Annotated in this window: 11 protein-coding genes; 10 read left to right on the top strand and 1 reads right to left on the bottom strand. The window is 70.4% G+C overall.

From position 1 onward, the window contains the following. Positions 1-45 precede the first annotated feature (45 nt). On the bottom strand, positions 46-1,029 hold the full coding sequence (locus B7K26_RS00060; RefSeq protein ID WP_234998688.1) for a quinone oxidoreductase: 984 nt from the start codon (positions 1,027-1,029) through the stop codon (positions 46-48). A gap of 73 nt (positions 1,030-1,102) precedes the next feature. Between B7K26_RS00060 and argC the strand changes: the two genes are divergently transcribed. The 10 genes from argC (at position 1,103) to tyrS (ending at position 11,770) form a co-directional block, all read left to right on the top strand. Then, positions 1,103-2,146 (top strand): N-acetyl-gamma-glutamyl-phosphate reductase, encoded by a 1,044-nt coding sequence (gene argC / locus B7K26_RS00055; RefSeq protein ID WP_200810897.1) that lies wholly within the window; start codon positions 1,103-1,105, stop codon positions 2,144-2,146. Beyond that, the gene (gene argJ, locus B7K26_RS00050) at positions 2,143-3,318 is read left to right on the top strand and encodes a bifunctional glutamate N-acetyltransferase/amino-acid acetyltransferase ArgJ (protein WP_084076660.1); all 1,176 of its coding nucleotides are present in this window, start codon (positions 2,143-2,145) and stop codon (positions 3,316-3,318) included. Before argC ends, argJ begins: the two co-directional genes overlap by 4 nt. Further along, positions 3,315-4,232 carry an acetylglutamate kinase gene (gene argB / locus B7K26_RS00045; RefSeq protein ID WP_084076659.1) on the top strand — a complete coding sequence of 306 codons (918 nt, stop codon included), beginning with the start codon at positions 3,315-3,317 and terminating at the stop codon, positions 4,230-4,232. The genes argJ and argB overlap by 4 nt, the downstream gene beginning before the upstream one ends. Beyond that, entirely contained in the window at positions 4,229-5,479 is a 1,251-nt protein-coding gene (locus B7K26_RS00040; RefSeq protein WP_084077489.1) for an acetylornithine transaminase, read from the top strand. The genes argB and B7K26_RS00040 overlap by 4 nt, the downstream gene beginning before the upstream one ends. Continuing rightward, a complete protein-coding gene (gene argF / locus B7K26_RS00035; RefSeq protein ID WP_084076658.1) occupies positions 5,479-6,408 on the top strand; it encodes an ornithine carbamoyltransferase in 930 nt (309 codons plus the stop codon). The genes B7K26_RS00040 and argF overlap by 1 nt, the downstream gene beginning before the upstream one ends. Positions 6,409-6,413: 5 nt before the next feature. Continuing rightward, positions 6,414-6,902 (top strand): arginine repressor, encoded by a 489-nt coding sequence (gene argR / locus B7K26_RS00030; RefSeq protein WP_084076657.1) that lies wholly within the window; start codon positions 6,414-6,416, stop codon positions 6,900-6,902. Positions 6,903-6,980: 78 nt separating this feature from the next. After that, positions 6,981-8,183: an argininosuccinate synthase gene (locus B7K26_RS00025; RefSeq protein ID WP_084076656.1), complete on the top strand. Its 1,203-nt coding sequence runs from the start codon at positions 6,981-6,983 to the stop codon at positions 8,181-8,183. 14 nt (positions 8,184-8,197) lie between these two features. Next, positions 8,198-9,628, top strand: coding sequence for an argininosuccinate lyase (gene argH / locus B7K26_RS00020; RefSeq protein ID WP_084076655.1), 1,431 nt, complete (start codon positions 8,198-8,200; stop codon positions 9,626-9,628). A gap of 75 nt (positions 9,629-9,703) precedes the next feature. Then, positions 9,704-10,276 carry a hypothetical protein gene (locus B7K26_RS00015; RefSeq protein WP_143340380.1) on the top strand — a complete coding sequence of 191 codons (573 nt, stop codon included), beginning with the start codon at positions 9,704-9,706 and terminating at the stop codon, positions 10,274-10,276. Between the two features lie 234 nt (positions 10,277-10,510). Continuing rightward, positions 10,511-11,770 (top strand): tyrosine--tRNA ligase, encoded by a 1,260-nt coding sequence (gene tyrS, locus B7K26_RS00010; protein WP_084076653.1) that lies wholly within the window; start codon positions 10,511-10,513, stop codon positions 11,768-11,770. Positions 11,771-12,081: the final 311 nt, after the last annotated feature.

Below are 12,081 nucleotides of genomic sequence, written 5' to 3'. Positions count from 1 at the left end.
CGTGTCACGATCGCGTGTCGTCCGTGGGTCCGGCCGATGCGAGGGTCAGGGGACCAGCAGCACCTTGCCCGTCGTAGCGCGAGACTCGAGCGCCTCGTGCGCGCCCGCGGCCTCGTCGAGGTTAAACGTGGCGCCGATGCGTACGTCGAGGCTGCCGTCGGCGATGTTTCCGAACAGCTCGCTCGCGCGCCACGCGCGCTCCTCGGCAGTGAGCAGGTGGTGTCCGAGCGTGGGGCGCGTGACGAACAGTGAGCCGGCAGCGTTCAGGCGCTGCAGGTCGAAGGGAGGCACCTGGCCCGACGCTCCTCCGAAGAGCGCGAGGGTGCCGCGCACCGCGAGCGACGCGAGCGAGGCCTCGAAGGTGGCGGCCCCCACGCCGTCGTAGGCGACGTCCACGCCGCGCCCGCCCGTGAGGGCACGTACTCGCGCCGGCAGCTCGGACGCGAGGTCGCCCATGGCGTCGTAGCGCAGCACCTCGCTCGCGCCAGCCTCGCGCGACAGCGCCTCCTTCTGCTCGGTCGAGACGGTGGTGATGACGGTGGCGCCGCGGGCGACCGCCAGCTGCGTGAGGAGCAGTCCCACCCCACCCGCCCCCGCGTGGAGCAGGACTGTATGCCCCTCATGCACCGGGAACGTCGACGTGACGAGGTAGTGGGCGGTCAGGCCCTGCAGCATCGCCGCGGCAGCCGTCGCCGGCGCCACTTCCGCGGGTACCGCGAAGCAGTCCGCCTCCGGCACGACCACCTGGGACGCATAGGAGCGCGGGGCGGCGCACCACGCGACCGTGTCGCCTACCTTCAGCCCGGCCACTCCCGGTCCCACTCTCGCCACGGCCCCCGCGCCCTCGAGGCCGGGGACCAGGGGGAACGCGACGTCGTAGATCCCGGAGCGTTGATAGACGTCGATGAAGTTGACGCCGCAGGCCGCCGTCTCCACGAGCACCTCGCCTGGGCCGGGCTCGGGCGCCTCGAGGTCGACGGCGGTCATCACGGAGGTGGGGCCGGGGGAATACGCGACGATGGCTCTCACGTTGGTCATCGTGTCACGCCACGCCGCGCGGGGCCGTGCCCAAAGTCATGCATTCGTCTGTATAGTTATGCACATGACACTCAAGGTCGCAGTCTCTGGAGCCTCCGGATACGTCGGCGGAGAGGTCTTGCGCGTGTTCAGCGAGCACCCGGACGTCGAGTTCGGGTCGCTGACGGCGCATTCCTCCGCGGGCGATCGATTGGGGGTGCATCAGCCACACCTGCGCTCTCTCGCCGACAGGGACATCGTCGCGACGAGCGTCGACACCCTCGCCGGACACGACGTCGTCGTGCTCGCGCTGCCCCACGGCACGAGCGGCGCGATCGCCGCCCAGCTGCCGCCCGAGACCCTGGTGCTCGACTGCGGCGCCGACCACCGCCTGGCCTCCGCCGAGGCGTGGGCCGAGTACTACGGCGGCGACCACTCGGGGACCTGGCCCTACGGCATGCCCGAGCTCATCACCGCGGACGGCCACCAGCGCGACGCGCTGCCGGGCGCCAAGCGCGTCGCCGTGCCCGGCTGCAACGTCACCGCCGTCACCCTCGGCCTCCAGCCCGGCGTCGCCGCGGGCGTGATCGACCCCACGGACCTCACCGCCGTGCTCGCCGTCGGCTACTCCGGCGCGGGAAAGAAGCTCGCGACCAACCTCCTCGCGTCCGAGGGTCTGGGCGCGGCGAGCCCCTACGCGGTGGGCGGTACCCACCGTCACATCCCCGAGATCGTGCAGAACCTCGGCGTTGCCGGCGCCGATGACGTGCGCATCAGCTTCACTCCCACCCTCGTGCCCATGGCGCGCGGCATCCTCGCCACCATGACAGCGCCTCTCGCTGCCGGCGTCGACGCCGACCAGGTGCGTGCCGCCTGGGAGAGCGCGTACGCGGACGAGCCCTTCGTGCACGTCCTGCCCGAGGGCCAGTGGCCCACGACCGCCGCCACGCTCGGCGCCAACACCTGCCTGGTGCAGGTGGCCGTCGACAAGAAGGCGGGCCGCGTCGTGGTCGTGTCCGCCATCGACAACCTCGTCAAGGGCACCGCGGGAGCGGCCCTGCAGTCCATGAACATCGTGCTGGGGTACCCCGAGACCACCGGCCTGCAGCTTCAGGGAGTCGCACCGTGAGCGTGACCGCAGCACAGGGCTTCGTCGCCGCCGGCGTCGCCGCCGGCATCAAGTCCACCGGCGCCAAGGACGTCACCGTCGTCGTCAACGACGGACCCGATCACGTCGCCGCCGGCGTCTTCACGACCAACCGTGTCGAGGCCGCCCCCGTGACCTGGTCGCGCGAGGCCGCCTCGGACGGCCGGATCGACGCCGTCATCCTCAACTCCGGCGGCGCCAACGCGTGCACGGGCTCCGAGGGCTTCGCCGACACGCACGCCACCGCCGAGCACGTCGCGCAGTCCCTGACCGCGGCGGGCCGCGAGGTCGCCGCGGGAGACGTCGCCGTGTGCTCCACGGGGTTGATCGGCGTGCGCCTGCCCATGGACAACCTGTTGTCGGGAGCCGACGCCGCGATCGCGGAGCTCAGCGCCGAGGGCGGCCAGGCCGCCGCCGAGGGCATCATGACGACCGACTCCGTGTCCAAGACCGCCGTCGCCGAGCGAGGCGCCTGGACGGTCGGAGGCATGGCCAAGGGCGCCGGGATGCTGGCGCCCGGCATGGCAACCATGCTGTGCGTGGTCACCACCGACGCGGTGGTGGATGCCGAGACCGCCAAGGCGGCCCTTGCATCGGCCGTCGCCTCGACGCTGAACCGTGTGGACTCCGACGGCTGCATGTCGACCAACGACACTGTGCTGCTGCTGTCGTCGGGCGCCTCGGGCGAGAGTCCCGACGCCGCGTCGTTCGAGGAGGCGCTCACCGAGGTCCTCGCGAGCCTCGCGCGCCAGCTCGTCGGGGACGCCGAGGGCGCGAGCCACGACATCGCCGTGACGGTGCAGGGTGCGACAAGCGAGGCCGCGGCCGAGGCGGTGGCCCGCGCGATCACCCGCTCCAACCTCTTCAAGACCGCGATCTTCGGCAACGACCCCAACTGGGGCCGCATCATCTCGGCCGCCGGCACCGTGCCGGCCCACGTCGCCCCGTTCGACGCCCGTACTCTCGACGTGTGGGTCAACGGGATCCAGGTCTGCCGCGCCTCAGGCGTCGGCGACGACCGCGACCTCGTGGACCTCACCCCGCGCGAGGTCTCCGTCGTCCTCGAGCTTCACGCGGGCGACTCCTCCGCCACGGTGTGGACCAACGACCTCACCCACGACTACGTCCACGAGAACAGCGCGTACAGCTCATGAGCACCGACATCGACTATCCCGACCTGACCCCGCAGCAGAAGGTGGGCGTCCTCATCGACGCCATGCCGTGGATCGAGCAGTTCCGCGGCTCCATCGTCGTCATCAAGTACGGCGGCAACGCCATGATCGACGACACACTGAAGGCCGCCTTCGCCCAGGACGTCGTCCACCTGCGACTGCTGGGCCTGTCTCCCGTCGTCGTGCACGGCGGCGGCCCCCAGATCAACGACATGCTGGGGCGCCTCGGCATCGAGTCCGAGTTCCGCGGCGGCCTGCGCGTCACCACCCCCGAGGCGATGGACGTGGTGCGCATGGTGCTTACCGGCTCCGTTTCCCGCGAGCTCGTGGGCCTCATCAACGACCACGGCCCGCTGGCCGTGGGCCTGTCGGGCGAGGACGCCGGCCTTCTGCAGGCCAAGCGCCGCACCGCCCTCATCGACGGCGAGGCCGTCGACGTGGGCCAGGTGGGCGACGTGGTGAAGGTCAACCCCGCCGCGATCGAGGACATCATCCACGCCGGCCGCATCCCCGTGGTGAGCACGGTGGCGCCCGACATGGACGACCCGACCACCGTGCTCAACGTCAACGCTGACACCGCCGCGGCGGCCATCGCCGTTGCGCTGCGCGCCCGCAAGCTCGTCATGCTGACCGACGTCGAGGGTCTCTACGCCAACTGGCCCGACCGGTCCTCGTTGGTGCGCCGCATCCACGCCTCCGACGTCGAGAAGCTGCTGCCCAGCCTCGCGTCCGGCATGGTTCCCAAGATGGAGGCGTGCCTGCGCGCCGTCCGTGGCGGCGTGCCGCAGGCGCACATCATCGACGGCCGTGAGCCCCACTCGGTGCTGACCGAGATCTTCACCACGTCCGGCATCGGCACCATGGTGCGCCCCGACGACACGGACCTGTGGGCATGAGCGCGCGGGACGGCTCGCTCAGCGGGCACGGCGAGGGCGGGCTGGAGCGCGGCCACGTGGACCTGCAGCGCTACCAGCACGCGCTCATGGGCACCTTCGGCGTGCCGATGCGGGTGCTCACCAGGGGAGAGGGCTCCTACGTCTGGGACGCGGACGGCAACCGCTACCTCGACCTGTTGGGCGGCATCGCCGTTAACGCCCTCGGCCACGGCCACCCTGCCTGGGTCGAGGCGATCTCGACGCAGGCGGCCACGCTCGCCCACGCGTCGAACTTCTTCGCGACCGAGCCGCAGATCGCGCTTGCCGAGAAGCTGCTGGACATCGCCCAGGCGCCCACGGGCTCCCGCGTGTTCTTCGCGAACTCGGGCACCGAGGCGAACGAGGCGGCCATCAAGATGGCGCGCAAGACGGGCAAGGGAACCATCATCGCGCTCGAGGGTGGCTTCCACGGCCGCTCGACCGGCGCGCTCGCCCTGACGCACAAGGAGGCCTACCGCGCCCCCTTCGCCCCGCTCATCGGCGACGTGGAGTTCGTCCCCGTCAACGACGCCCAGGCGTTGGCCGATGCGGTGGCCGCCCACGCGGGCGACCTCTCGGCGATCGTGCTCGAGCCCATCCAAGGCGAGGCGGGCGTCATCCCGCTCACCCACGCCTACCTGGCCCAGGCGCGCGAGCTGACCCGCCGTCACGACGCGCTGCTCGTCCTCGACGAGGTCCAGACCGGCATCGCCCGCACCGGCGCGTGGTTCGCCCACCAGCTGCACGGGATCCAGCCCGACGTCATGACCCTCGCGAAGGGCCTCGGCGGAGGCTTCCCCATCGGCGCCGTCATCGCCTTCGGCGACAAGCACGGTGCGATGCTCGGCAAGGGCGAGCACGGCACGACCTTCGGCGGCAACCCGCTCGCGGCGGCGGCGGCCCTGGCGACCCTGCGGGTGATCGAGGACGAGAACCTGATCGCGAACGTCAAGGCCGTGAGCGCCCACCTGCGCGAGCGCCTCGAGGCCATGGACGGGGTGGTCGAGGTGCGCGGCGAGGGCCTGCTGCTCGGCATCGGCCTGGCGGCCCCGGCCTCCGCCGAGATCGCCCAGGCGGCCGTGGCCGCCGGCTTCATCGTCAACCCCCCGAGCCCCGACACGATTCGCCTCGTGCCCGCGCTCACCCTCACGACCGCCGAGGCGGACACCTTCCTCACCTGGATCGAGGGCTACCTGGCCGCTCATCCCCTCACCGACGGAGGCCACTGATGACCCGCCACTTCCTGCGCGACGACGACCTGAGCCCGGCCGAGCAGCGAGAGGTGCTCGAGCTCGCGCTCGACATGCGCGCCGACCGTTTCTCGCGTCGCCCGTTCGAGGGTCCGCAGGCGGTGGCGATCATCTTCGATAAGCACTCGACGCGCACCCGCGTGTCGTTCTCCGCCGGCGTCGCCGAGCTGGGCGGCTACCCGCTCGTGATCGACGCGCAGTCCTCGCAGATGGGGCGCGGCGAGTCCGTCGCGGACACGGCGCGCGTCCTGGAGTCGATGACGAGCGCCATCGTGTGGCGCACGTTCGGCCAGGACCGCCTCGAGGAGATGGCGGAGGGCACCTCGGTGCCGGTCGTCAACGCCCTCACCGACGCGTTCCACCCGTGCCAGATCCTCGCGGACCTCGCCGCGGTGGCCGATGCCCGTGGTGGCGTCGGGGCCCTCGCCGGCCTCGATCTCGCGTACGTGGGCGACGGCGCGAACAATATGGCGCATTCCTACCTGCTGGGCGGCGTGACGGCGGGAATGCACGTCCGCATCGGCACGCCGGGGGAGTACCTGCCCGAGCCCAAGGTCGTAGCCCGCGCCGAGGAGATCGCCGCGACGACGGGCGGCTCCGTCACGGTCACCGCGAGCCTCGACGAGGCCGTCACGGGCGCGGATGTCATCGCGACCGACACGTGGGTGTCCATGGGCGACGAGGCGCAGAAGGCCGAGCGCGCCCAGGTGTTCACGCCCTACCAGGTCAACGCCAGGTGCCTGGAGCTCGCCGCCCCCGGCGTCCACGTGCTGCACTGCCTTCCCGCGTACCGCGGCCAGGAGATCACCGCGGAGGTCATCGACGGCGAGCAGTCGCTCGTGTGGCTCGAGGCCGAGTACCGCCTGCACGCCCAGAAGGCGCTGCTGACCTGGCTCGTGGAGCACTGATCCCCATGGCGCAGACGATTCCCGCGACGAAGGCCGCCAGGCAGGCGCTCATTCGCCGCATCATCGAGACCGAGGCGGTGCGCTCCCAGGGTGAGCTCGCGCTGCGGCTCGAGCAGCAGGGGATCCACGTGACCCAGGCGACCCTGTCGCGCGACCTGGTGGACATTGGCGCCATCAAGGTGCGCGGGCTGGGAGGCGCCCACGTGTACGCCACCTCCGACTCGCTGACCGCGTCCGAGGACACCGACCAGCGCCTGACCCGGCTGTGCGGCGAACTGCTGCTCGCCGCCGACGGCTCGGCCAACCTCGCCGTCATCAGGACCCCGTCCGGCGCCGCGCAGTACCTCGCGAGCGCTATCGACCAGCACGACGACCCGGGCATCCTCGGGTGCGTCGGGGGAGACGACACCATCATGGTCATCTCCCGCGAGGCCGACGGCGGGCTCCGGCTCGCCCAGCGCTTCCTCGAGCGAGCCGCGGGCGGCGGCCACTAGCAGGCCGTTCGCCCCACCACCCCAGACTCCCGGCCCCGAGCCGGCCCCTATTTCACAGAGCAATGCAAGGAGACACACATGACTGACAGAGTGGTGCTGGCCTATTCCGGCGGCCTGGACACCTCGGTGGCGATCGGCTGGATCGCCGATGCGACGGGCGCCGAGGTCATCGCGGTGGCGGTCGACGTCGGCCAGGGTGGCGAGGACCTCGAGGTCATCCGCCAGCGCGCGCTCGACTGCGGCGCCGTGGAGGCCTACGTGGCCGATGCGCGCGACGAGTTCGCCGAGGAGTACTGCATGCCGGCACTCCAGGCCAACGGCCTCTACCAGGAGAAGTACCCCCTGGTGTCGAGCCTGTCCCGGCCCGTGATCGTGAAGCACCTCGTCAAGGCTGCGCGCGACTTCGGCGGCACCACCGTGGCCCACGGCTGCACCGGCAAGGGCAACGACCAGGTGCGCTTCGAGGTGGGCATCACCTCGATCGCCCCCGAGCTCAAGTGCATCGCCCCCGTCCGTGACCTCGCGCTCACCCGCGACAAGGCCATCGAGTACGCGGCGCGCCACGCGCTGCCCATCGAGACCACCAAGTCCAACCCGTTCTCCATCGACCAGAACGTGTGGGGCCGCGCCATCGAGACCGGCTTCCTCGAGGACATCTGGAACGCGCCCACCAAGGACATCTACAACTACACGGACGACCCCGCGTTCCCGCCGGTGCCGGACGAGGTCGTCATCACCTTCGAGCGCGGCATCCCCGTCGCGATCGACGGCGAAAAGGTGACCCCGCTGCAGGCCATCGAGATCATGAACAAGCGCGCGGGTGCCCACGGCATCGGCCGTATCGACATCGTCGAGGACCGCCTTGTCGGCATCAAGTCCCGCGAGGTCTACGAGGCCCCCGGCGCGATCGCTCTCATCGAGGCGCACCGCGAGCTGGAGAACGTCACGCTCGAGCGCGAGCAGGGACGCTTCAAGCGCCACGTCGAGCAGAAGTGGTCGGAGCTGGTGTACGAGGGCATGTGGTCCTCGCCGCTCAAGGACAACCTCGACACGTTCATCGCCGACACCCAGCAGTACGTGAACGGTGACATCCGCATGGTGCTGCACGGTGGCCGCGCCACCGTGACGGGCCGCCGCTCGGACACCGGCCTGTACGACTTCGCGCTCGCCACCTACGACGAGGGCGACGCGTTCGACCAGTCGGCCGCGCGCGGCTTCATCGAGATCTACGGCCTCGCCGCCAAGCAGGCCGCGGCGCGCGCCGAGCGCCTGAACGGCTGAGAGGGACCCACATCATGACCGAGCAGCACGGCACCAACGAGGGCCACCTGTGGGGTGCGCGTTTTGTCGACGGCCCCGCCGACGCCCTCGCGCGCCTGAGCAAGTCTACGCACTTCGACTGGCGTTACGCCGACGACGACCTGCGCGGATCGATCGCTCACGCTCATGCGCTCCAGCGCGCCGGGCTGCTGAACGATGAGGAGACCTCGACCATGGTCGACGGCCTCGAGGCGCTGCGTTCCGACGTGGCGTCCGGGGCCGTCGGCCCGGCCGAGTCCGACGAGGACGTCCACGGCGCCCTCGAGCGTCTACTGATCGAGCGCATCGGCCCCGAGGTGGGCGGCAAGCTGCGCGCCGGACGCTCGCGCAACGACCAGATCGCCACGCTTCCACGCATGTACCTGCGCCGCCACGCCCGCATCATCGCCGTCGGCGTGCTCGACGTCGTGGACGCGCTGCTGGAGCAGGCAGACCGGCACCTCGACGCGCCGATGCCGGGACGCACCCACTTCCAGCATGCGCAGCCGGTGACGCTGGGCCACCACCTGATGGCGCACGCCTGGCCGTTGCTGCGCGACGTCGAGCGTCTCACCGACTGGGACGCGCGCGCAGCGTTCTCGCCGTACGGCGCCGGAGCCCTTGCCGGCTCGACGCTGGGGCTCGACCCCCAGGGCGTGGCGGACGAGCTGGGCTTCCTCGCGCCGTGCGAGAACTCGATCGACGCGACCGCCTCGCGCGACGTGATCGCGGAGTTCTCGTGGGTCACCGCGATGATGGGCGTCGACCTGTCGCGCATCGCGGAAGAGGTCATCGCCTGGGCGACCGTGGAGTTCGGCTTCGCGGCCCTGGATGACGCGTACTCGACGGGCTCGTCGATCATGCCGCAGAAGAAGAACCCGGACATCGCCGAGCTCGCGCGCGGCAAGGCGGGCCGGCTCATCGGCGACCTGACGGGGCTGCTCGCGACGCTCAAGGGGCTGCCCCTCGCGTACAACCGCGACATTCAGGAGGTCCACGAGCCGGCGTTCGATGCTGTCGAGACGCTCGAGGTGCTGCTTCCCGCGTTCGCCGGCATGGTGCGGACGCTGCGATTCCGCGAGGAGCGACTCGCCGAGCTCGCCCCCGCCGGATTCTCGCTCGCGACGGATGTGGCCGAGTGGATGGTGAAGCAGGGCACGCCGTTCCGCGTGGCGCACGAGGTCGCCGGCGCATGCGTGCGCCTGTGCGAGAAGCGCGGCAAGGAATTGCATGAGCTGACCGAGGACGAGCTCCAGGCGATCCACCCCGACCTCACGGTCAAGGTGCTCGACGTGCTCACCGTCGAGGGCTCGCTCGCGGCACGCGACGGCGTGGGCGGCACCGCGCCCGCCCGCGTGGTGGAGCAGGGCAAGGCTGCGCGCGCACGCGTCGCCCACTTCCGCCCCTGGGCGGCGGCCGCCAGCTGAGGCGTGACGGATCCCGGCGCTCGCCTCGGTGAGCGCCGGGATCCCGCGCGCACCGCTGCCCGTAGCCTGATGCCCGTGGATCCCGACCTCGACGCCATCTGCGCCGCCGTCCTCGCCAGCGAGCCCTCGCCCGGCGGCGTGCGCATCGTGCTAATCGACGGCCCCGCAGGGGCGGGCAAGACGACCCTCGCCGGGCGCCTCGCCGCGGCGCTCGGTGGCGTCCCCGTGCTCCACGCCGACGACATGTACGAGGGCTGGGAAGGCCTTCCTACCCTGACCCCGTTGCTGCGAGACCAGGTGGTAGGGCCGCTCTCGCGCGGCCAGGAAGCCAGGTTCCAGCGCTGGGACTGGCACGCCGGAGCGAGGGCCGATGCCGTCGTCGCGCCTCCTGCGCCCGTGGTGATCGTCGAGGGAGTGGGGACCGGGCAGAGCGCGGTGCGCGGCGAGGCGAGCGTGCTCGTGTGGGTCGCCGCGCCCACCGACCTTCGCCACGAGCGGTGGCTGCGACGCGAGGGCGCGGACACCGAGGCGGCCTGGCTGCGCTGGGCGCGTGCCGAGCACGACCATTTCCTTGCCGAGGGCACGCGAGAGGCCGCGCACGTCACCGTCGACGGCGGCCAGTCCCGCGGTCCTCACGCCGCGCGCTGAGACGGCAAGCGCTTTCTGAGATTCCTCTCAGGTCCGCGGTCCTAATCTCGTATTAGTCGCTGGGTATGCGACGACCGCGGTCGGTAGGACCCCTCATGGATGTCCACCCCTCAGCGCCGATGCGCGGGATCTGAGCGCGTACCCAGCGACGACTCTTTTCCGGACGTGTCCTCGTCAAAGGCGACGGGGACGCCTCACTCACTCACCGCATCGGCCTGGCACAATGGCCACACCATGACACAGCACATCCTCGACGAGCTTGCCTGGCGCGGGCTCATCTCCCAGACCACCGGTGACGACGAGCTGCGCGCGGCTCTCGACGAGGGGCCCATCACGCTGTATTGCGGTTTCGACCCGACGGCGCCCAGCCTCCACATCGGCAACCTGGTACAGATCCTCACCGTGAAGCGCTTCCAGCAGGCGGGCAACAACCCGCTGTTGCTCGTCGGTGGTGCCACCGGACTCATCGGCGACCCGAAGATGGCGGGGGAGCGCACGCTCAACCCCGTCGAGGTGGTTCACCAGTGGGTGGAGCGCATCCGCGGGCAGATCGAGCCGTTCCTCGACTTCGAGGGCGAGCACGCCGCGACGATGGTCAACAACTTCGATTGGACCAAGGACATGTCCGCGATCGAGCTGCTGCGCGACGTGGGCAAGTACTTCCGCATGGGATCCATGCTCGCCAAGGACACCGTGGCGCGCCGACTGAACTCGGACGACGGCATTTCCTACACCGAGTTCTCGTACCAGGTCCTGCAGGGAATGGACTACCTGGAGCTGTACCGCCGTCACGGCTGCACCCTGCAGACCGGCGGGTCGGACCAGTGGGGAAATCTCACCTCGGGTACCGAGCTGATTCGTAAGGCGGAGGGGACCAGCGTCCATGCGCTGTCGACGCCGCTCATCACCAAGGCGGACGGCACCAAGTTCGGCAAGACCGAGTCGGGCACGGTATGGCTCGATCCCGAGATGACGAGCCCGTACGCCTTCTACCAGTTCTGGCTGAACCAGGCCGATGCGGATGTCGCGAACTACCTCAAGGTCTTCACCTTCCGTACCCGCGAGGAGATCGCGGAGCTGGAGCGGCTGACGGCGGAGGAGCCGTACAAGCGAGAGGCCCAGCGCACGTTGGCGCACGACGTCACGTCGCTCGTCCATGGTGTGGCGACGGCCGATGCCGTGGTCACCGCGTCCCAGGCGCTCTTCGGACGCGCGGAACTGTCCGAGCTCGACGAGCGCACGCTTGCCGGATGCGCGGCGGAGCTCGGATCGACCGACATCGCCGCCGACACGTTGGTGATTGACGCGTTGGTCGAGGCGGGAATCGTCGCGTCGAAGTCCGATGCGCGCCGCGCAGTGCAGGACGGTGGCGCCTACGTGAACAACGTCAAGGTGGAGGGACTGGACGCCACGGTGTCCTCCCAGCCGGCGCTCGCCGGCGGCTGGTACGTGCTGCGGCGCGGAAAGAAATCTGTAGGACTTGTGCGGGCCTGACCTCGCTCGAACGAACCCCTGGCACCGCCTTTGCGGCATGTGCCAGGGGTTTTGTTCGTCCAACGGGTGCGACACGCCCGGGTTTTCTCGGATTTGACGGGACGGCGCACGTGGCCGTAATGTTCTTCTCGCTGCCAAGGAAGGGAGTGCGGGACGAGAAGCCAGAGGCTTCGAGGCCCGCCCCGCCAGACAGCAATCCACTCACCGAATCCGGTCGCTTCAACGCGTCCGAGGGTGTAGGGTGGATAACCCCGATTGAAACATCGAGTCGAACTGAGCCGCGAGGCCGATTTGACACAGTGAATCAAACC

This window comes from Demequina sp. NBRC 110057 (genome assembly GCF_002090175.1).
GTDB lineage: Bacteria > Actinomycetota > Actinomycetes > Actinomycetales > Demequinaceae > Demequina.
This window is presented reverse-complemented; position numbering and strand designations above follow the sequence as displayed.